Origin of the sequence: Pseudomonas sp. KD5, from assembly GCF_012932895.1 — a bacterium.
Lineage (GTDB): Bacteria > Pseudomonadota > Gammaproteobacteria > Pseudomonadales > Pseudomonadaceae > Aquipseudomonas.
Window position 1 is genome coordinate 51,826 of record NZ_JDWJ01000016.1, and the last position, 21,126, is coordinate 72,951.

Sequence of the window (21,126 nt, forward strand, 5' to 3'; positions counted from 1 at the left end):
GGCGATACCGGCGAGCTTCTTAGATACAACACTAGATCAGTGCGCGGCAGGTGGAGAGGATTTGTCCGCGATGAAATTGCCGTAGCAGCTGTCGAGCCTGCGAGGCTGCGTTCGGGTGTAGCAGCTGTCGAGCTTGCGAGGCTGCGTTCGGCTGCGCAGCAGTCGTAAAATCAGGCACTGCGGTCCGTCAGGCACACCGTACATTCAGGGTTTACTAAAGCGTGTCAGAAAACGACACATCGCATACCCACTGCCGACAGTTATTTTTCTAAAAGCGACAGGCCTTTGATCTGCTCCGCACAACCATTGCTCAGCTAAGCCTTTGCTTCTGCTCGTTTATCGCGGAGAATCCCGCCCCTGTTTCGGCCGGAGCATGTCTGTCGGTTTTTTCCGACGCGTCCTGACCGAGTGGCAAGTGACCGGAAAGCGGAGATCCGACCGGATGAATGATCAGGCCAATAGCGTCGACGAACGCTATGTAGCGGCGACACCAGCGAGCCTCGAAAGCTGGAATCGCCATGACACCACCTGGATGCTGGGCCTGTTTGGCACGGCAATCGGGGCCGGTACCCTGTTTTTACCCATCAACGCGGGGCTGGGCGGCTTTTGGCCGTTGCTGATCCTGGCATTGCTGGCGTTCCCCATGACGTTTTACGCACACCGTGGCCTGACCCGCTTTGTGCTGTCCGGTCGTGAAGGTGCAGACATCACCGAAGTGGTGGAAGAACATTTCGGCATTAAGGCCGGCGCGCTGATCACCTTGTTGTATTTCTTCGCGATCTTCCCGATCCTGCTGATCTACAGTGTGGCCCTGACCAACACCGTGGGCAGTTTCCTCGAACATCAGCTGCACATCATGCCGCCACCGCGCGCCGTGCTGTCGTTCGTGCTGATTCTCGGCCTGCTGGCGGTGGTGCGTTGCGGTGAGCAGGTGATCGTCAAGGCCATGAGCCTGATGGTGTATCCGTTCATCGTCGCGCTGCTGTTCCTGGCGGTGTTCCTGATTCCTCACTGGAATGGCGGCATCCTCAGTACCGCGTCCACGCTGCCTGAGTCGTCGGCGCTGCTGCACACCCTGTGGCTGGCGATTCCGGTGATGGTGTTCTCGTTCAACCATTCGCCGATCATTTCGGCGTTCGCGGTGGACCAGAAACGTCGCTACGGCACTCATGCCCAAGAGCGCAGCTCGCAGATCCTGTCCCGCGCCCACCTCTTGATGGTGGTGATGGTGCTGTTCTTCGTCTTCAGCTGCGTGCTGACCCTGTCGCCGGCGCAACTGGCGGAAGCCAAGGCGCAGAACCTGTCGATCCTGTCGTACCTGGCCAACCACTTCAGCAACCCGACCATCGCCTTCGCGGCGCCGTTGATTGCCTTCGTGGCCATTTCCAAGTCATTCCTGGGCCACTACATCGGCGCCAGCGAAGGCTTGAAGGGTTTGATCGTCAAGAGCGGCAAACGCCCGGCGCCGAAGACCCTGGACCGTATCGTCGCCGCGTTCATGCTGGTGGTCTGCTGGATCGTCGCGACCCTGAACCCGAGCATTCTCGGCATGATCGAAACTCTCGGTGGCCCGGTCATCGCGGCGATTCTGTTCCTGATGCCGATGTACGCGATCCGTAAGGTGCCGGCAATGGCGCGTTACCGTGGCCAAGCCTCCAACGTCTTCGTGACGCTGGTGGGCCTGGTGGCCATTTCGGCGTTGATCTACTCGCTCACCGCCTGAAGCAGCGGGCGATCAATCGGGGCTGCCCCGGTTGATCGCCCCCTTCGAATGCCTGGCCAGACGACCTTTGGTTCGCTGGCGGCAATGCTCGATAGCCGCAACGGCTTTTTCGCAGGCCTTGCACAATGTGGCCGGCGCAGTGGCTTGCTGCGGTGCGAACCATTCGGGGCAGAAGCTGATCACACCGTCCGGCGAGTGCATCCATTGACTGACAACATGTTGAACCGTCCCGCCCAGTCCCTTTCTGGCTCGTAACGCGTTGAGCTGTGGCGCACAGAGTTGGTCCAGCATCAGCCGGTGGGTCTCGCGCAAGAACGGTGAAATCTGTACCGAAAGGTAGGCAATGCCGAACTTCTCCCGGGCCACACGTGCGCCCAACGCCCAAAACGAGCCCACCACCACGATATCCTCATGGCGCCGCGCTGCGATGTAGTCATAGGTCGGTTCGAGCAGGTGCGAGACCGCGTTCCACTGCTCTGCCAAAGCGCTTTTCGAGTCTCGCGGGCGGGGCGTGTCGTCGCAGCTTTGCTGGCCTAACGGCTCGAATTCCAGCCCGTACTGTTCGACGGTGGCTTTGAACGCCGGCAGGCTGCACAAGGTCGCGCGATGACCGCGCAGGTTCAGCGCATTGGCCAGGCCAATGAAGGGGAAAACGTCACCGGGCGAACCGATGGCGATCAGGATGACCCGCATGACTCCTCCTTGAGATAAGGCCGTGGGGCCTCGTGGCACGCCGTCCTGGTGCCGACATCAGGCAAAGATAGCTGGGTAATTGGCGTCAGGCATAAAAAAAACGCCGCTCATCTCACGATGGGCGGCGTTTTTTCATGGCTTTGTAGCGTTAGGCTTGAACGACCGGGATGTTGGCGTTCGCAGCAGCTTCACGGAACTCGGCGATCTGGTCGAAGGACAGGTAGCGGTAAACGTCGGCCGCCATGCTGTCGATCTTGCCAGCGTATTCCATGTACTCCTCGACGGTCGGCAGGCGACCCAGGATGGACGCAACGGACGCCAGCTCGGCCGAAGCCAGGTAGACGTTCGCGCCGTCACCCAGACGGTTCGGGAAGTTACGGGTCGACGTCGACACCACGGTGGAGTTCGGCTCTACACGTGCCTGGTTACCCATGCACAGCGAGCAGCCCGGCATTTCCATGCGTGCGCCGGCCTTGCCGTAGATGCCGTAGTAGCCTTCTTCGGTCAGCTGGTGAGCGTCCATTTTGGTCGGCGGCGACAGCCACAGACGGGTTGGCAGCTGACCTTTGACCTGTTCCAGCAACTTGCCGGCAGCGCGGAAGTGACCGATGTTGGTCATGCACGAACCGATGAACACTTCGTCGATCTTCTCGCCAGCAACGCTGGACAGCAGACGGGCGTCGTCCGGATCGTTTGGTGCGCAGAGCACAGGCTCATTGATGTCCGCCAGATCGATTTCGATGACTTCGGCGTATTCGGCGTCAGCATCGGCTTCCATCAGTTGCGGGTTGGCGATCCAGGCTTCCATCGCTTGAGCGCGACGTTCCAGGGTACGTGCATCGCCGTAGCCTTCGCCGATCATCCAGCGCAGCAGGGTGATGTTGGACTGCAGGTACTCGGTGATCGACTCTTTCGACAGCTTGATGGTGCAACCGGCAGCCGAACGTTCGGCCGACGCGTCGGACAGTTCGAAAGCCTGTTCCAGCGTCAGGCCTTCCAGGCCTTCGATTTCCAGGATGCGGCCGGAGAAGGCGTTTTTCTTGCCTTTCTTCTCGACGGTCAGCAGGCCATTCTGGATGGCGAAGTAAGGAATGGCATGAACCAGGTCACGCAGGGTGATGCCAGGTTTCATTTTGCCTTTGAAGCGCACCAGGATCGATTCCGGCATGTCCAGCGGCATGACGCCGGTGGCTGCGGCGAACGCGACCAGACCGGAACCGGCCGGGAACGAGATGCCCATCGGGAAACGGGTGTGCGAGTCGCCACCGGTACCCACGGTGTCTGGCAGCAGCATGCGGTTCAGCCACGAGTGGATGATGCCGTCGCCCGGACGCAGGGAAACGCCGCCGCGGGTCATGATGAAGTCAGGCAGGGTGTGGTGGGTGGTCACGTCGATCGGCTTTGGATAAGCCGCGGTGTGGCAGAAGGACTGCATCACCAGATCAGCGGAGAAGCCCAGGCACGCCAGGTCTTTCAGTTCGTCACGGGTCATTGGACCGGTGGTGTCCTGGGAACCCACGGTGGTCATCTTCGGTTCGCAGTAGGTGCCAGGACGAACGCCTTTGCCTTCTGCCAGGCCGCAAGCCTTGCCGACCATTTTCTGCGCCAGGGTGAAACCCTTGGTGCTTTCGGCCGGTGCTTCAGGCTTCTTGAACAGGTCGAACGGTGGCAGACCCAGTTCGGCGCGAGCCTTCTCGGTCAGGCCACGGCCGATGATCAGCGGAATACGGCCGCCGGCGCGGACTTCGTCCAGCAGAACCGGGGTCTTCATTTCGAAGGTGGTCAGGACTTCGTCGCTGTTGTGCTTGGTGACTTTGCCAGCATGCGGGTACAGGTCGATCACATCGCCCATGTTCATGTTGGAAACGTCGAACTCGATTGGCAGTGCGCCGGCATCTTCCATGGTGTTGTAGAAGATCGGAGCGATTTTGCTGCCGAAGCAGAAACCGCCAGCGCGCTTGTTCGGCACGTAAGGAATGTCGTCGCCGAAGAACCACAGTACCGAGTTGGTAGCGGATTTACGCGAGGAACCGGTACCGACCACGTCACCGACGTAGGCGATAGGGAAACCCTGGCCGCGCATTTCTTCGATCTGCTTCATCGGGCCGGTCTTGCCTTGCTCGTCCGGAACGATGCCGTCACGGGCCATTTTCAGCATGGCCAGGGCGTGCAGCGGGATGTCTGGACGCGACCAGGCGTCTGGAGCAGGGGACAGGTCGTCGGTGTTGGTTTCGCCGGTCACCTTGAAGACGCGCAGGCTGATCTTGTCGGCCAGCACCGGGCGCTTCTTGAACCACTCGCCGTCAGCCCAGGATTGCAGCACGGCCTTGGCGTGAACGTTGCCGTTCTTGGCTTTTTCAGCCACGTCGTGGAAGGCATCGAACATCAGCAGGGTGTGCTTGAGTTCTTCGGCAGCCACTGGCGCCAGTTCGGCGTCGTCCAGCAGGTTTACCAGGGTCACGATGTTGTAGCCGCCCTGCATGGTGCCGAGCAGTTCAACAGCGCGCTTCTTGTCGATCAGAGGGGATTTGGCTTCGCCTTTGGCGAGGGCAGACAGGAAACCGGCCTTTACATAGGCGGCTTCGTCCACTCCTGGCGGAACGCGATTGGTGATCAGGTCAACGAGGAAAGCTTCTTCGCCAGCCGGGGGATTCTTCAGCAGCTCGACCAGGCCTGCAGTTTGTTCGGCGTTAAGCGGCTGGGGAACGATACCCAGTGCTGCGCGCTCTTCGATATGTTTGCGGTAGGCTTCAAGCACAGTTATTACCCTCATCAGTGGTCCCAAATGGGTGTCCGGGACGCTCATCCCGAAATTGCCGTACTCATGCGCTGCGTGGCGTTGTGGGCCGCTTAGCCAGAATTACCGGCAATTCCTTACAGAAGCTGCTTTCAAAGTTTTACGCCTGCAGAACGGGGAGCTGATGAGGGTTGGCGTTGGGCTTTTCCCCGCTGGAAAAACCCTTCGCCAACACCGCTCTGAAGGAACGACTGTGCTCGTGACGCTTTGAAAACAGCTTCTTAACGGACATTGGCGCCTTAAAAGGCTGGCTGATTCTACGGCAAAAAAATTTGAAAGGTAAGTTAGGTCCAAAACTTTGAGGGGTGATGAATGTTAGACAAAGGGCTAACATGCCGACCTGTTCTGCTTTCCCGTGTTTTGTCTACCTATGCCCAATCAGACCATCAAGACCCCCTGCGTCGGCCTCTGCTCCACTGTTTACGGTGATTTGGTGTGCCGTGGCTGCAAGCGTTTCCATCACGAAGTGATCCACTGGAACGGTTACAACGAGGAAGAAAAACGCGCGGTGTGGTTGCGGCTTGAGCAGCTGTTGTCGCAGGTGATGGCTGCCAAGGTAGAAATTTTCGATCCCGCGCTGCTGAGAATGCAGCTGGAACAGCGCAAGATCCGCTTTGTGCCGCATCAGTCGGAGTATTGCTGGGCTTATCAGCTGATCGCCCGGGGCGCGCGGGTCATCAATAATCTGGAAGCCTACGGAATGGTGCTGCTGCCGGAGTTCCGCGACTGGAACCTGCCGGAATTGCGCGATGCCATTGATCGGGAATTTTTCCTGCTCTCGGAAGCGCATTACCAGCGCTACATTGCGCCGGGGTTCCTAAAAGACGCCTTCGGCGGCTGATTTTTAAAAGCTTCGCGGGCAAGCCTCGCTCCTACAGTCTTGCGTTGCTTACCCTGTAGGAGCGAGGCTTGCCCGCGAAGGCGATCGACCCGACGCCGAAAATCTCAATGCCGGGTCACGATCTCTTCCAGGTGATCCATGATGTCGTCCGGCTTGAGCACCAGCACATCGCTTTCCAGTGCATCAAGCACCACTTCCGCCGTATTCCCGATCAACGCCCCGGACAACCCGGTCCGCGCCACCGTGCCGATTACCGTCACGGAGGCCCCCAGCTTATGGGCCATGAACGGAATCAATACATCCGCCGGGCCTTCCTCGATGTGCAGGTGGTCGTCGTCGATGTCGAACTCGGCCTGGAACGCCTGGCACTGCTCGCGGTAACGGGCCTCGATGGTTTCCTTGAGCTGCATCGTCGGGTCGGCCGCCGACAGCATCGGCGACGGATGGGCGCTGATCACGTGCAGATGGGCCTTGGCCAAGCTGGCAATGTCGTAGCCATGATCGATGATGCTGGCATGCAAGGTGCGGTGTTCGCCGTCCATGTTGCCGACATCGATGGCCGCCAGGATCACGCCACCGGTCCAGGGTTTGGCGGTTTTCACCAGCAGCACCGGAGTCGGGCAGTAGCGCAGCAGTTTCCAGTCCGCCGGGGTCAGCAGGGCCTTTTTCAGTGGGCTGTCGGGATAATGCTGCTTGACTACCAGCCCGCAACCTTCAGCCTGCTGCACATCGATAATGGTGTCGTGCAGGCTTTCGTTCCAGGCTTGCTCGGTGGTGACGTTGTACCCGTCCGCCAGCAGGGCCGCCTTGAGCACGCCGAGCATCGCGCTGTGATCATGCTTTTTATCGCAGACCAGCAGGTGCAGATGAGCCTGGGTCACGCCAGCGATCAATTTGGCCCGTTTGAGCGCCAGGCTTTCCGAGTGTTCGGGTTCAATGACCACCAGAATGCTGCGAATGGCTTGCATGGTCGGGATCTCCAGGAAGGTAAAAACACTGCGTTGGACAACTATAGTTGCTGGTCGGGCATTCGCGACTTGATGCATATCAACGGTGGCGACTGGTGGTCTGTCGGCAGGCCGGTATAATCGGCGCCCTTCGTTTTGAACCTTTTATCCGTGAGCCCCATGATCCTTCCCGAAATTCACGAGTTCCTCGGCTGCCGCACGCCCGACGGTTGGGTCCAGGCCGCGCTGGCCGATCAGGAAACGCTGCTGATCGACCACAAAAACTGCGAATTCAAGGCGGCCAGCACGGCGTTGAGCCTGATTGCCAAGTATCACTCCCACGTCGATCTGATCAACCTGATGTCGCGTCTGGCCCGGGAAGAGCTGGTGCACCACGAGCAGGTCATGCGCCTGATGAAAAAGCGCAAGATCGAGCTGCGTCAGTTGTCCGCCGGGCGTTACGCCTCGGGGCTGCGCAAAGTGGTGCGCAGCCACGAGCCGGTGAAACTGGTGGATACGCTGGTGGTCGGCGCGTTCATCGAAGCCCGCAGTTGCGAGCGTTTCGAGGCGTTGGTGCCGCATCTGGATGAGGAACTGGGCAAGTTCTATTTCGGCCTGCTGAAAAGCGAGGCCCGGCATTTCCAGGGGTATCTGAAATTGGCCTATCAATACGGTGACGCCAAGGACATCGCCCAGGTGATCGACAAAGTGCGCGACGCCGAACAGGCGTTGATCGAGTCGCCGGATGTGGAGTTCAGGTTTCACAGTGGTGTGCCGGTCGCGGCGTGACAATGTTTCATCTTCAATAATTGTTAAAAACTCTTAAAAGAATGAAACATCGCCAAAAACCGGCCCCCGTGGCCGGTTTTTGCTGTCTGCGATAACCGTCCCTTCACCGATTGGCGCCATAATGCCGGCCATTTCATTCAAGGGTTGGCAGACGGTCATCATGGAGAGTCTGGGTTTTGGCAAAGTATTGCTGGTGGAAGACGACGAGAAGCTCGCCGGGCTGATTGCGCATTTCCTGGCCCAACACGGTTTTGAAGTTCGACAGGTGCACCGCGGAGACCTCGCGGTAGCCGCTTTCCTTGAATTCAAACCGAAAATCGTCGTACTCGACCTGATGTTGCCGGGCCAGAGCGGCCTGCACGTGTGCCGCGAAATCCGCAGTGTGTCCGACACACCCATCGTCATTCTCACCGCCAAGGAAGACGACCTCGATCACATTCTCGGCCTGGAATCCGGTGCCGACGACTACGTGATCAAACCCATCAAGCCCCCCGTGTTGCTCGCTCGTCTGCGTGCCTTGCAACGCCGTCAGCTGCCGGACAGCAGTGTGTGCAGCTCACTGGAATTCGGTCATCTGAGCATCGATCGTAGTTGCCGCGAAGTGCGCCTGGCGGGCGAGGGCATCGAGCTCACCACCATGGAATTCGAACTGCTGTGGTTGCTGGCCAGCGCCGCCGGCAAGACGCTGTCCCGCGACGACATCCTCAACCGCATGCGCGGTATCGCCTTCGACGGCCTCAACCGCAGTGTCGATGTGTACATCAGCAAACTGCGCGGCAAGCTCAAGGACAACCCGCGCGAACCGGTGTGCATCAAGACCGTGTGGGGCAAGGGTTATCTGTTCAATCCGTTTGCGTGGGAGCTGTAAATGCTGCGGTTATTTTTGGGACTGTTTCTGGTGATGACGGTTGGCCTGGTACTGGGGCTGCAAACCGTCGAGCGCACGTTCGATGCGTTGCTCGACGGTCAGATGCGCAGCTACAACCAAGAGGCGGTGCGTGGTCAGGCCTGGTCGCTGGTCGAGCAATTGCGCGGCCTGGACAGTCCGGCCCGGGAGCGCCAGCTGGAAGCCATACGCCCTCACTACGGTTTGGGCCTGGCTCTGGTCGAGACCGATCAATTGTCTCTGACCGATCAGGAACAAGCCGAGTTGGCCCAGGGCCTGCTGGTGATGCGCGACAAGTACACGCAGTTCATTTCGCGCATTGACGACGGTTCGCAACTGCTCAGCATCAAGCTGCCAGCCGAGCCGAGTCTGATGCCGTTCTACATTGCCGCGGCCTATCTGATGATCGCGGTGATGATCGGTTTTGTATTGTTTTTCTGGGTGCGCCCGCATTGGCGCGATCTGGAGACACTGCGCCTGGCCGCCGAGCGCTTTGGCGACAACGACCTGTCGGCGCGTATCCAGCTGTCCAAGCGCTCGAACATTCGTGACCTGGCCGAACACTTCAACCTGATGGCCGCGCGCATCGAGGGGCTGATCGCCAACCAGCGCGAGCTGACCAACGCGGTGTCCCATGAGCTGCGCACACCCATCGCGCGGTTGTCGTTCGAACTCGACCAACTCAAGCAACAGCCCGACCCAACCCAGAACCGCGAGTTGATCGCCGACATGTACGCCGACCTCGGCGAGCTGGAAGAAATGGTTTCCGAGTTGCTGACGTACGCCAGTCTTGAACGCGGCGCCACGGTGATTACCCGGGAGAACATTCAGGCCAGCCATTGGCTAGACAGCGTGGTGGGCAGCGTGACGCTGGAGGCTGAAGCCGCCGGGGTGCAACTGCTGATTGTCGAATGTCAGGTTGACGAAATTCGTATCGAACCGCGCTTCATGGCTCGGGCAGTGATCAATTTGCTGCGCAATGCCATTCGTTATGCCGATCAGCGGGTGGAAGTGTCGTTGGTGCGCACCGGTGATCATTACGAAGTGCAGGTCAACGATGATGGGCCGGGCGTGCCGCTGGACGGGCGGGAGAAAATCTTCGAGCCGTTCTCGCGCCTCGATGCCAGCCGCGACCGCCGCACCGGTGGTTTTGGCCTGGGCCTGGCGCTGGTGCGGCGGGTGTCTCAATCCCATGGCGGGCAAGTGGAAGTGGCGGATTCGCCGTGGGGCGGGGCGTCGTTTCGCATGACCTGGGCGCATTTGGATTAGCTCGGGGTTGCTCTCACTGACGCCATCAACAACACCGCATCATCAAAAGGTATAAACCACCTGACCAGCCAACGACATCTGCATCCGCCGCTCCACAATCGTCAAAGACTGTGAACGGGATTACCGACTTAAGCCCAGGCGAATATGCCACTGGGCAATGGACTCTACGGGGTAGACCTCGAATTGCTGGTCCCCCGGATACACCTCGACTTCCACCCACGGCGCCTTGGAGCCGAGCATCAGATGCGTGTGCTCGGGCGGCACCGGCAACGGGGTGTCGATGGCCGAGGCAAACGGGTGAATCAGCTCCGGCCATTCAGGGCTGAACAGCCATAGCCCCGAACCGCACAGGGAGCAGAAATGTCGCTCGGCGGTGCTGCGCCGGGCGCGTTTATCGCCTTCGTCCTTGAGCCGCGCATGGTAAATCGAGATGTGCTTGCGACCACGCACCTTGAGGCTCTGGGCGTCGCCCGCCAGGTTGATCGCATAACCGCCACCGCCCTGGGTCTTGCGACAGATGGAGCAGTAGCAACGCTGATAAGGGTAGGGGTGGGCGCTGGTCAGGCTGAACGACACCGCGCCGCAATGGCAGGAGCCTTCGAGCTGCATGGGAGCCTCCGATGGGGTTGGGATGACTCAAGACAGACTAGACCGTAAGCGTTTCTGGACAGTTGAATTTATGGTGGTTGTGCTGGCGCCTTCGCGGTCTACCGGTTAGGCACCCGCCACAAATACCACGACGCCACCGTCCGATAAGGGCTCCATGCCAACCCGATATCAATCATCTGCTTGCGACTCGGCTGTTGTTCCAGCCCCTTCAACCGGCGATAACCCTCTCGCACTCCAAAGTCATCGGCCGGCAAAACGTCCGGGCGCTCCAGGCTGTAGATCAGCAGCATTTCCACGGTCCAGCGGCCCACTCCGCGCAAGGTGATCAAACGCTCGATCAACGCTTCATCGTCCATCGCCAGCGCCGTGGCGTAGTCCGGCACCACGCCGTCCAGAGCCGCTTGGGCGATGCCCTGGATGGTCGCGATCTTGCTGGCGGAAAAGCCGCAACCGCGCATCTGCTCGAAGTCAGTCGCCAGGATCTGCTCGGGTCTGGGGAAGGTGCTCGCGGGAAACAACGCCAGTAGCCGACCGACAATCGCATCGCCGGCCTTTGCATGCAGTTGCTGATAGGCAATCGCCCGCACCAGCGATTCATAAGGATCGCGCGCCGCATGGGGCTGATGCAGGCAGGGGCCGATGGCGCTGATGTGGCGCTGCCAGTCGGCATCGAGGGCCGAGAGGAATTGGCTGGCCAGTTGATAGTTGTCGGGCATGGAGCATCCTGAGGGGGCGGGTGGCAGCGGGAAGACTAGTCGTCTCCCCGCAGCGCCGCACTCCATTGCTTGCGGTCAAACTTTCCCGGTCGGGGCCAGCAGGGCGTTCACTTGGCTGTAGGTGAAGGCCTTGAGGTGACTGCTGTCGAGCGTGCCGGTTTGCAGAAAGCTTTTGGCCAGGCCGGCCATGGCGCCGTAGAGGAATTCGGCGATGCCCGAGCCGGCGCTCAAACGGCGTACGCCAAGGGCTTGCAGTTCTTCAGGCGACGGCAGGCCCGGGAAGCCGAGTACGTTCAGCGGCAGCGTCGTGCCGTGGCACAGGGCGTCGATCTCGTACGCCGCCGTGACGCCAGCGGCGAACAGCCCGTCGGCACCGGCCGCCTGATACAACGCGGCGCGTTTGAGCGTCTCGGCGACACGATCTTCAGCCGGCACCAGCCCCCTGAGGTACACGTCAGTGCGGGCATTGATGAACAGCTTCACATCCCGACGATTGGCAACCTGGCGCGCGATTTCGATCTTGCGGGCCAGCAGGTCGGGCGGGGCAGCACCGTCCTCGATATTGATCCCCACGGCACCGGCGGCGATCACCGCGTCGACCACTTGCGCAACTCGCCCCAGGTCATCGGAATAACCCGCCTCGATGTCCACGCTCAACGGCACGCTGATGACCCGGGCGATGGATTCGACGGTGGAAACCAGCCGCTCAAGCGGCAAGGTGTTGCCATCCGGATAACCATGCACCCAGGCCACCGCAGCGCTGCTGGTGGCCACGGCTTTACTGCCCAGCTGTTCCACCAGTCGCGCCCCGGTGGCATCGGCGACGTTGGTCAGAATCAACAGCCCGCTCTGGTGCAGTTGATGGAATTGAGTGTCGAGTGTGTCCATCGAATGTCCTTCCTTATGACTCTTTATTGGAAAACCTTTTTTTGAAAAGCCGTGGAGTGATCAGAATGCCAGTTGTTGGGTGATTTGCACCGCGGCGCTTTCCAGCCTGAGCAGAAACGCTTTACGCGGTTGTCCACCACCATAGCCGGTCAACGAGCCGTCTGCGCCGATCACCCGATGACAGGGCAGCACAATCGCCAGACGGTTTTGTCCGTTGGCCATGCCCACGGCGCGACTGGCGCCGGGCTTGCCCAGTTGCGCGGCAATCGCGCCATAGGTGCTGGTCTGGCCGTAGGGGATCTTCATCAATTCGCTCCACACCTGCTTGGCGAACGCGCTGCCGGGCAGGTGGAGGGGCACGTTGAATTCGCTCCGTTTGCCGGCGAAGTATTGCGCCAGTTCCTCTTCGATCTGCTGCAAATGCCCGTTGTGGCCGGGGGCCACGGCGTAGCCATAATGGTTCTGCAGTTCTTCGATTTCCTTGGTCAATGCCGGTCGGTCGAGAAACTCCAATAGCACCAGCCCACGCTGTTCGGCCATGGCGATCATCGGCCCCAGCGGCGTGGTCAATCGGGTGAACAGCAGCGGCTCGCTGTGGGCGGCGCGACCGGGCGTGATGTGGAATGACTTTTGAAACGCATCGCGAAAACCGCTCAAGGATTCGTAGCCGGAATCGAACGCCGCGTTGTCGATGGATTCGCCTTGCTTGATGCCACCGAGGGCGATGCCCAGGCGTCGGCTGCGCAGCCAGGCGTGAAAGGTCATGCCGAAATGCTGCTTGAACCAGCGCCGCAGTTTCAGCGGCTCGATGCTCTCGGCGAGCAATTGGGCATCGGTCCAGCGCTGGTCGGGGTCGGCGTCGACGGATTTCAGCAGTCGTTGCACCCAATCCGGCGCAATGGCCGCGGCGTCCAGCGGCTTGCACCGCAGGCAAGCCCGATAACCCGCCGACATCGCCTCATCGGCATGGGCGAAGAACTCGACGTTTTCCGGCTTCGGTTTGCGCGCCGTGCAACTGGGGCGGCAGAAGATGCCGGTGGTTTTGACCGCGGTAAAGAACACCCCCTCGTAGGCGGTGTCGCGTTCGAGCATGGCGCGAACCATCTCGGCGTGGGGCGGAAGCACAGCGTTTTGTAGGTTCATGGACTGAGCATAAGCCGCGTTGCCTGGCGCCTCCACCGGAAAATCGACAGAGAATTTTTGTACCCTGAGCTACAGTCATCGGGGCACTGGCAATGCTGTAAACGATATTTTCAGGAATCCATCCCAATGCAAGCATTCAAGATTAAACACATCGATCACATCGTCCTGCGCGTCGAGGATCTCGAACGCAGCATCGCGTTTTACGGCGAGGTTCTCGGCGCCGAACTGGTCAAGCGCCGCGACGATCTGGGCCTGGTGCATTTGCGTGCGGGCACCTCGATGATCGACCTCGTCGACATCCAGGGCGAAATCGGCCGCACGGGCGGTGCTGCCGCTGGTCGCGAACGGCGCAACGTCGACCACTTCTGCCTGCGCATCGAACCGTTTGACGAGGAAGCGCTGGTCAGTCACTTGCAGTCCTTCGGCCTGAAACCCGAGAAAGCCGCCGTGCGTTTCGGTGCCGAGGGCAACGGGTTGTCGATCTATTGCTTCGATCCGGACGGCAACCAGGTCGAACTGAAAGGACCGTCACAAGCGTAAAGGTCAGGCCCGTTTCGCCATCAACAGCACCGAAGCCGCCGCCGACAGCAACCCCGCGCAGCAACGGTTGAACATCCGCTTGCCCCGTGGTTCGGCGAACCAGCGGCGCATGTGCAGGCCCATGTAGGCGTAGGCGCTGATGGCGATCCATTCCAGCAGCAGGAACAACGCGCCGAGCACCGCAAATTGCGGCGCCACCGCCTGGCTCGGGTCGACGAACTGCGGCAGGAAGGCGGTGAACAGCAAAATGGCCTTGGGATTACCCGCTGCCACCAGAAACTCCTGGCGCGCCAGGGCCAGGATCCCCACCGGCATGCCGGTGATGTGCGGCTCGGCCTCGGGATTGGCGCGCCACAGTTGCCATGCCAGGTACAACAGGTAAGCGGCACCGATGATCTTGATCGCGTAGAACAGCCATTCCGAGGTTTTCAGCACCACCGACAATCCGGCGGCGGCCAGGCCAATCATCCCGGCAAACGCGAGCAAACGCCCGACGCCGGCCACACAGGCGCGACGATAGCCATAACGGGTGGCGTTGCTGACCGACAACAGATTGTTTGGGCCGGGGGCCATGTTCAGGGCGAAGCAGGCCGGCAAAAACAGGAGGAGGGTGGCGAGGTCCATGAACGGGGCTCCAGGAACGAGAGCGGTATTTTTATCACGGGTGGTTGGTGATTTGGCCCATACAGCGGTGGATGCAAATAGCCGTACAGAGAAAAACACGGGACAGACCACGATTGTTCGGCATTTGCCTTGAATCGTGGTCTGTCCCTTTTTGCGCGTTCTTTTTGCGTTCCTACGCCGGACGCGGTGCTTCTACGGGCGGGGTCCCGTCGTGGAACATTGTCTTCAGTTGAGCACGCAGTTCTGGTGAATCGGTGTGCTTGTGAACACTGACCGCATGCTGTGCCGCGGCCTCCAGCAGTTCGTTTTCAGAGTCTGCGGACAGGGCGACCGAGCATTTGGAAGCGCTTGGGAACTCGCGGCAGTCGATGTATTTACGCGCCATGATCTTCTCCTCCCTACGATGAAGGCAGGCTGTGGCCTGCGTGAACGATCACTCGACGCGCCCCGCATCGAGTGTGCCGACTCTTGAAGTATAGGCCCGCCATAAGGTGCCTCGTGACAGTCTTGCAACCTACAGGGCGCGACATGCATCGCGGAACAGGCAAGGGTTGTTTTCTTCAATACAGCATTTCCCTGGCTCTTTACCTTGAGCCCTGGTTCAACTGAATTGAAGAAGGTATGCAATGAGTCTGATTCTTTCCATGGCGGCGTTTGCCTTGGTCGCTTCCATTACACCGGGGCCGGTGAACATTGTGGCGTTGAGTTCGGGGGCGCAGTTCGGTTTTCGCGCCAGTCAGCGACATGTCGCCGGAGCAACGCTGGGTTTCGTTTTATTGCTGGTATTGATGGGAATGGGGTTGCATGAGGTATTGCGGTTGTGGCCGGCGCTGACGCAAGTGGTGCAACTGGCGGGTGTTGCGTTTCTGTTGTTCATGGCCTGGAAACTGGCGGCGGACGATGGCCGCATCGATGCGGATAAATCGCGCCGGGCGCCGTCGATGTTATATGGCGCGATGATGCAATGGCTCAATCCGAAAGCCTGGCTGGCCTGCGTAGCGGGCATGGGCGCGTTCGTCGCGGACGGCGAGGCGCGGCTGGTCTGGCAGTTCGCGGCGGTGTATCTGGTGATCTGCTATGTGTCTGTCGGCTGTTGGGCGTATGCCGGGACATGCCTGCAGGGTTATCTGAATAATCCTGTAGGCATGCGATTGTTCAACCGGCTCATGGCATTGTTGCTAGGGCTGAGTGCGGTGTATTTGTTGCTTTCCTAAGCCACACACCCTCAGGCATTCACCTTAATCGAGTCCGTGCAGCAAACTGAACTCTTGTTTTGTCAGCGGTGTGAACCGGTTGTTTCGAAGCTGACTGATGGCATACAGGGCACGACCCGTACGGCCATTACCGTCGCCTAGACCGTGGAAACCTACGACGGTCGCCAGCAACTGTTTGTCGAAATGCTCATGACTGGAATTCAGTGTTTTCAGATGTTGTTCCATCGCGGCGAATCCACTGATGTTGCTGGCGTATTTCTTGTCATTGACGCCCACGCGCACGACGTCCGAGGTGGCTGGCGCGATACGGGCATGCAGCTGTTTGATCACGGTCGGATCAGTCAGTGTTTTTTGATTGCCGGCGTACTCGCGCAGTACCGAAACGATGCTGTCGAGGTCGTTGCCAGGGGAGGTAGAACCATTGACGATCCAGGCGCCGGCCCTTTGCGAGTTATCGGTAAAGCCCATTGGATTGAAGGCTGACTCTGGCATGACCTGATTAAACGGTGTCTTGCCCAGGTCTTGCTGTAATACGTTTTGTTGGTAATTCTTCATGTAGGTGACGTTTTTCGTTTCGACCTGGGCAAAGGTTGCCAGCGTATCGGCGTAACTTTGGGCAGCGGATGCGGAGCGGGCGCTGGTGTAGCTGTATTGAGCTTTTTCCAGGACGGCCTTGAAAAGATCATCAACAGCCGTTCGGCCGATCAATGCCTGCAGATCTTGTGTTTGCCTGAGTCCGGTCGCCGATTCAACAAGCGCATTGTTGAACAGATGCTCCAGTTCGGACGGCAGAGCGCCATCTGGCAGTCGACTGTGCTTGTTGCCCAGGCGGGTCACAATCTGTTCAACGGTTTGAATGCCGTCGTCCTTGAACAGCGCACGACCATGGGCAACCGTGTCCAGCGACATTCGAATCCGTGGGGCCGCGCCGGAATGGTTGATGGCCTTGATCAAGTCGTAGCCGTTTGCACCGGACATAAAACGCAATTGCTGTCTGGCCAGGTGAGAAGCGGAGCGGGCGTGGCCGCTCAACTTCATTACACCTCGAGCCAGCAGCTTGCTGCCATCGGTGAGTAACTTTGCAGGATCGTCGATGGGAGTGAAGAGGCTGATGACGGTACTGCCAACCACTTTGGAAGTGGAAAGCAGTTTCGAGACCAGGGTTGTGGCCTTCGCGCTGATAGCGGCCACTTTAATGCCGATGACGGCAACGGAAACAGCGAGGGCCGCGGCATCCATGATACAGCCGAAAATGGCGCGGTTTTGTCGGGCAGGAACCCCCGAGGAAAGCTCCTCGACGCACTCCTTGAACGGAATGATCAGGTTCAGAATGAACGTGTATATAGCTTCGGTCTTTTCAATCGCTTTTTCACGTTTGGTCTGATCGAAGCCCAGTTGCATCAGTTCATCTTCAGTGAAATAAGGATTCTCTTTTGCAATAAGATTGCTGATTGCTTCTTTTCGCGTCGAACGAAAGTAGGGGTTCGGTGTGGTGGTGTCTGCACTTGCTGATGGGTTGAATTCACCGATCTTGTGGATGAAAAAAGCGGATTTTGAATAGCTGCGGGGGGCCGTGTTCGCTCGATAAGCCTGTATATCCAGACGGCCTTCCAAATGTTGTTGGTGGTCCACAAATGTTGCGCCGGCTATGGGCCCGTTGGCCATTACCAGAGGACGAAACACTTCGCTGAGTTCTTCGCTGAATACACATTCCGTCCTCATCGGGAACAGTTGATAACAACGAAGCTCCGAATGGAGCACCGCACAGATGAGAACGCCGTAACGAGCGGTCTTTCCGGGGGTGGGCGTTGCCGGTCTTACGACGCCCGGCCAGCCGGGAATATAAGGAGCTCGGGTGGTTGTGTACTCCTGAACACAATAGATACCCAGGTGGCCGTCCTCAATGAACGACCTGTCCGTCAGGCTTAGTTGCGAAAATGTAACATTGATAATGGCCGACAACGCTTCGGTCATTGAGTTGTAATGATTGTGGATCGCTTGCTGAAATAAATCTGCAACGGGGTACATGTCAGCCAGATCAGGGAAGGACTGGTAAATGCTGGTCCCTTTGGCTCGATCCCAATCCTGGGTGTGAAGCTCGTCGCCCAGGTAAAGATCGACAACCGATACCCGCCTTCCTGCGCCGCCGCCCGTTCCGCGATGTTTGACCAACAGTTCCTCGGGGTCACAATCCGGCACCTGGGATTTCAGTTCTTTAAGCGCGAGCGCCTTGCGATGGGGCAGCGGTTTGCCCAGATCAATCAAGGCGCTCGTCATCATGTCCGCATGTTGCTTGTACTCATCCATCGCCACCGTAACGGCTTGCTGATTGAGGTTGCCCTCTGAATTCCGGGAGATCAGGTCGTTCATCAGCGCCCAGGTGATCACCGGGTCAGCCGAGTGTGCGGTAAACACTGCTTTGAGCTCGGGTGTCAATTGCGATGCGCGGGCGAACCCCAGCAGGTGTTGGTAGGCCATGTTCCGGGAAACACCGGGGGTGATCGCTTCGGCAAAGTGTACGGCCTGGGTGAAGACGACCCATGCCGGTGTGCCGATACGCAGATTGGACGGCAGTTCATCGGCAAGATACTCCGGCGCCATGCCACCCAAGACCAGTTCCGCGACGAGCGGGGCAACCATGGCGTCGAGCTTGAGTTGGCTGACCAGATGCTGTTCAAGTTGCGTGCGGACCGCTGAGGGGGGAAGCAGCAAATAACGCTTCGAGTAGAGGTCAAAACCTGCAAACGAGGTATTGGCGCTGTCCAGTTCCGGATCAAGGTCAAGCAGCATCACCGCAATCATCAGCTGTTCGATGAACTGCTCGGTGGGCTTGGGGCCGTTTTCATCAGCGAACCAGCCTAATGCCGTCATGAACGCATGCCCATTATTCGCGCTCGACACTGCAATATCGATCAGCCGTGCCAGACGGTAACCTTGGCTGGTGGGCAGTTTGTCGGCGGAAAAGCTTTCAAGTTTCAGCGCATGGCCATAAATCGAAACCAAAGGAAGTTCGCCTCCGGTTTCTTCCTCGATCACATCGCGAATGAGGGCGCGATTTTTCTCCGTGAGTTCGAACGGTGAGTCTTTGGGAGGGCTCAGCAACTCCCAGTAGTTCCCATAGGGCGACGGTGCTGGAAGTGTGGTGACATTCAGTAAATCAATTAACTCTTTTGCACTTTCCACGCTGGCCGGAAGTGGCATGCCGTGAAAACGCAACCACTGGCTTATTGTGATTTTTTCGGTGGACGTCACCCATCCGCCGGTCAGCTTGGCACTGTCTGAAAGGAGGCCTAGCTGTTCATCGATATCGGCAACGCCGGTGTAGTGATGGGCGATGTCGTTACGCTCGGAGAAGAAACCAACGGTGACCAGCTCGCCGTTGACTTCACGGGTACTGATATTGTCATAGGCGTAAAAGAGTTGGCCGTGTTCATTGACATGAAAGATGTTTGTTTGGGGGATGCCTTGTTCGCCGCCGATTTTTTTGAAGTCGGGTTGCCGGGTGAGCCTCGCCAGGCAGGTAGTAGCTGGACGATGTAACTGGGAGAAGTCGGAATTCGGGTCACAGGTAACGGATACACGATCCCACGACCATCCAACGGTTGCCATGACGTCTTCATCGCTGAGGAAGTTGGCGATGGCTTCAATGACTGATTGTTTCTCGCGTTGGTTGCTGGAATGAAGTACGTGGTTATTCGACGTGTTCAAGTAAGAAGCTCCATCTTCTGATATTGGGTTGTCGCGTGGGAAGGGAGCTTAAATAATAGTTTTGAGTGTTGTCATGTTAGTTATATGACTTTGTATGACTTTTGTCGGTATGGCTCGTGGGTTGATATTAACTAATCTGTTTTTAACAGGGGCGTTTGTCGGCGTATTAACTTACCCGCGATATTGCCCCGGTGTCGCCGCCAGATGTTGCTTGAACGCCCGCTGAAAATGCGCCTGATCGGCAAACCCGGCTTCCAGTGCTACATCGGCGATCAGCCTGCCGCTGCGCAGTCGATCCCGGGCGAACTGGATGCGCCGGTTGACCAGAAATGCATGGGGCGTCATGCCGTAATGCTGTTTGAACGCGCGGATAAGGTAGGACGGCGACAGTTGCGCCGCTTCGCAAATGTCTTCGAGCTTGAGCTGATGCGTGCAGTTATCGCGGATGTAGTCGGCGGCCCGTTCCAGCTTGAAGTTAGGCTCGCGCAACGGTTGATCTACAGGGTTGAGCCGCTGTTGCACCTCGGTGAAAAACTCCACCGCCGCGCTGTGCTTGCGCAGCACGTCTTGCTGCTGATCGATCAACACCTCGTATACGTTCTTCAGGCCGGCAAACAGCTCGACATCGCGATTGTGGGTGATGGAAAACCGGCGAAACGCCGAATCCTGGCTGAAGCCGAGCTGATGCTGCAAGTCGGTCAGCCAAGGCGTCTCGACGTACAGCATCAGGTACGACCAGGGCTGGTCGTCGATCGGATTGCAGGCATGCACATCGCCGGGGTTCATCAACACCACGGTGCCGGAGCTGACCTGAAACTCCGATTGCTCATGGATGTAGGTGCTGCGCCCGGCGGTGATTGCACCGATGGAAAAGTGTTCGTGGGAATGCCGTGCGTAGCAGACCTCGCGGCCGTCGGCGATGGAGCGGGCTTCGATGAAGGGCAGGGCGTCGTCGCGCCAGAAACGCGGGGCTTTGTCTGCATCTTTGGCGACGGTGTGCTTCATCTCGATGTCCTCGGCGGGCCAGTGCCTGAGTGTATTAGCTCTGGCCGGCAAAGGCTCGTTCCAGTTCGGCTATGTCGAGCTTTTTCATTTGCAGCATCGCTTGCATCGCGCGCTGGGACTTGTGCGTATCGGGGTCTTGCATCATGTGCATCAGCGCGATCGGCACGATCTGCCATGACACGCCGAATTTATCCTTGAGCCAGCCACATTGCTGCGCCTGCACAGGCCCGCCGGCGGACAGGTTGCCCCAGAAGTGGTCGACTTCCTCCTGATTCTGACAATTGACCTGGAACGACACCGCTTCGTTGAAGGTGAACACTGGCCCGCCATTGAGACCGGTGAAGGTCTGGCCATCGAGCTCGAAGCTGACCGTCATCACCGAACCTTCCGGGCGGCCGTGGATTTCCTGACCGGCTTTGCCGTAATGGGTGATGGCGGTGATTTTCGAGTGATCGAAGATCGAGCAATAAAATTTCGCCGCCGTTTCGGCCTGATCGTCAAACCACAGGCAGGGCGTGATTTTTGGAAAGCGTTGCATGGCGGTTGTCCTCGGCAGGTTAAACACACTGGATTATCAGATTAGCCAGTCCGCAGTAGACGGGTGGCGCCGTAGATCGACAAGTCCGTAGCAGCTGCCGAGCTGCTACGGGACGGGAGCGACCGGTGGTCGATGAACATGGCTTGTGGGTGAAATTGCGCTTAGCTGTAGGGATGACCCAAGGCGCCGCGTAGGT

General features: G+C 58.8%; 19 protein-coding genes. 7 read left to right on the top strand and 12 right to left on the bottom strand.

The genetic code is table 11. The annotated features are described in order from the left end of the window. The first annotated feature begins 442 nt into the window (after positions 1 to 442). Complete coding sequence (locus AF70_RS27045; protein WP_019579351.1) at positions 443 to 1,723, top strand: serine/threonine transporter; 1,281 nt, start codon at positions 443 to 445, stop codon at positions 1,721 to 1,723. Between the two features lie 12 nt (positions 1,724 to 1,735). On the opposite strand, the gene AF70_RS27050 is transcribed toward AF70_RS27045, so the two are convergent. Next, on the bottom strand, positions 1,736 to 2,416 hold the full coding sequence (locus AF70_RS27050) for a glycosyltransferase (RefSeq protein ID WP_050438312.1): 681 nt from the start codon (positions 2,414 to 2,416) through the stop codon (positions 1,736 to 1,738). 148 nt (positions 2,417 to 2,564) lie between these two features. Continuing rightward, positions 2,565 to 5,174, bottom strand: coding sequence for a bifunctional aconitate hydratase 2/2-methylisocitrate dehydratase (acnB, locus tag AF70_RS27055; RefSeq protein ID WP_018929654.1), 2,610 nt, complete (start codon positions 5,172 to 5,174; stop codon positions 2,565 to 2,567). 409 nt (positions 5,175 to 5,583) lie between these two features. On the opposite strand from acnB, the gene AF70_RS27060 reads away from it, so the two are divergent. Continuing rightward, complete coding sequence (locus AF70_RS27060) at positions 5,584 to 6,054, top strand: DUF1289 domain-containing protein (RefSeq protein WP_007937731.1); 471 nt, start codon at positions 5,584 to 5,586, stop codon at positions 6,052 to 6,054. 104 nt (positions 6,055 to 6,158) lie between these two features. Here AF70_RS27060 and AF70_RS27065 read toward each other — a convergent pair whose 3' ends face one another. Next, entirely contained in the window at positions 6,159 to 7,022 is an 864-nt protein-coding gene (locus AF70_RS27065) for a universal stress protein (protein WP_018929653.1), read from the bottom strand. A 159-nt stretch (positions 7,023 to 7,181) separates the two neighbouring features. Here AF70_RS27065 and AF70_RS27070 point away from each other — a divergent pair, with 159 nt between their 5' ends. The 3 genes from AF70_RS27070 to AF70_RS27080 all read left to right on the top strand — a co-directional run bounded on the left by AF70_RS27070 (position 7,182) and on the right by AF70_RS27080 (position 9,945). Next, entirely contained in the window at positions 7,182 to 7,790 is a 609-nt protein-coding gene (locus AF70_RS27070; protein ID WP_008010271.1) for a tRNA-(ms[2]io[6]A)-hydroxylase, read from the top strand. A 160-nt stretch (positions 7,791 to 7,950) separates the two neighbouring features. After that, positions 7,951 to 8,658 (top strand): winged helix-turn-helix domain-containing protein, encoded by a 708-nt coding sequence (locus AF70_RS27075; RefSeq protein WP_028940441.1) that lies wholly within the window; start codon positions 7,951 to 7,953, stop codon positions 8,656 to 8,658. Beyond that, positions 8,659 to 9,945 (top strand): ATP-binding protein, encoded by a 1,287-nt coding sequence (locus AF70_RS27080; RefSeq protein WP_019579349.1) that lies wholly within the window; start codon positions 8,659 to 8,661, stop codon positions 9,943 to 9,945. It begins immediately after the preceding gene. Between the two features lie 120 nt (positions 9,946 to 10,065). Here the strand turns inward: AF70_RS27080 and AF70_RS27085 are convergent, their stop codons facing one another. The 4 genes from AF70_RS27085 to AF70_RS27100 all read right to left on the bottom strand — a co-directional run bounded on the left by AF70_RS27085 (position 10,066) and on the right by AF70_RS27100 (position 13,301). Continuing rightward, positions 10,066 to 10,554 (bottom strand): GFA family protein, encoded by a 489-nt coding sequence (locus AF70_RS27085; protein WP_019579348.1) that lies wholly within the window; start codon positions 10,552 to 10,554, stop codon positions 10,066 to 10,068. 98 nt (positions 10,555 to 10,652) lie between these two features. Further along, on the bottom strand, positions 10,653 to 11,270 hold the full coding sequence (locus AF70_RS27090) for a DNA-3-methyladenine glycosylase (protein ID WP_028940442.1): 618 nt from the start codon (positions 11,268 to 11,270) through the stop codon (positions 10,653 to 10,655). A gap of 75 nt (positions 11,271 to 11,345) precedes the next feature. Continuing rightward, entirely contained in the window at positions 11,346 to 12,158 is an 813-nt protein-coding gene (locus AF70_RS27095) for an isocitrate lyase/phosphoenolpyruvate mutase family protein (protein ID WP_019579343.1), read from the bottom strand. Between the two features lie 60 nt (positions 12,159 to 12,218). Beyond that, positions 12,219 to 13,301, bottom strand: a complete 1,083-nt coding sequence (locus AF70_RS27100) for a bifunctional transcriptional activator/DNA repair enzyme AdaA (RefSeq protein ID WP_028940443.1) — start codon at positions 13,299 to 13,301, stop codon at positions 12,219 to 12,221. Between the two features lie 126 nt (positions 13,302 to 13,427). On the opposite strand from AF70_RS27100, the gene AF70_RS27105 reads away from it, so the two are divergent. Continuing rightward, entirely contained in the window at positions 13,428 to 13,841 is a 414-nt protein-coding gene (locus AF70_RS27105; protein ID WP_028940444.1) for a VOC family protein, read from the top strand. A gap of 3 nt (positions 13,842 to 13,844) precedes the next feature. On the opposite strand, the gene AF70_RS27110 is transcribed toward AF70_RS27105, so the two are convergent. Next, on the bottom strand, positions 13,845 to 14,465 hold the full coding sequence (locus AF70_RS27110) for a LysE family translocator (RefSeq protein WP_028940445.1): 621 nt from the start codon (positions 14,463 to 14,465) through the stop codon (positions 13,845 to 13,847). 172 nt (positions 14,466 to 14,637) lie between these two features. Then, entirely contained in the window at positions 14,638 to 14,850 is a 213-nt protein-coding gene (locus tag AF70_RS27115) for a DUF1059 domain-containing protein (RefSeq protein ID WP_007937743.1), read from the bottom strand. Between the two features lie 241 nt (positions 14,851 to 15,091). On the opposite strand from AF70_RS27115, the gene AF70_RS27120 reads away from it, so the two are divergent. Next, positions 15,092 to 15,679, top strand: a complete 588-nt coding sequence (locus AF70_RS27120) for a LysE family translocator (protein ID WP_019579339.1) — start codon at positions 15,092 to 15,094, stop codon at positions 15,677 to 15,679. 24 nt (positions 15,680 to 15,703) lie between these two features. Here the strand turns inward: AF70_RS27120 and AF70_RS27125 are convergent, their stop codons facing one another. The 3 genes from AF70_RS27125 to AF70_RS27135 all read right to left on the bottom strand — a co-directional run bounded on the left by AF70_RS27125 (position 15,704) and on the right by AF70_RS27135 (position 20,930). Next, entirely contained in the window at positions 15,704 to 19,387 is a 3,684-nt protein-coding gene (locus AF70_RS27125) for a hypothetical protein (RefSeq protein WP_028940446.1), read from the bottom strand. 171 nt (positions 19,388 to 19,558) lie between these two features. Then, entirely contained in the window at positions 19,559 to 20,392 is an 834-nt protein-coding gene (locus tag AF70_RS27130) for an AraC family transcriptional regulator (RefSeq protein WP_028940447.1), read from the bottom strand. A gap of 34 nt (positions 20,393 to 20,426) precedes the next feature. After that, positions 20,427 to 20,930, bottom strand: a complete 504-nt coding sequence (locus AF70_RS27135) for a VOC family protein (protein WP_018929635.1) — start codon at positions 20,928 to 20,930, stop codon at positions 20,427 to 20,429. Between the last annotated feature and the right edge of the window lie 196 nt (positions 20,931 to 21,126).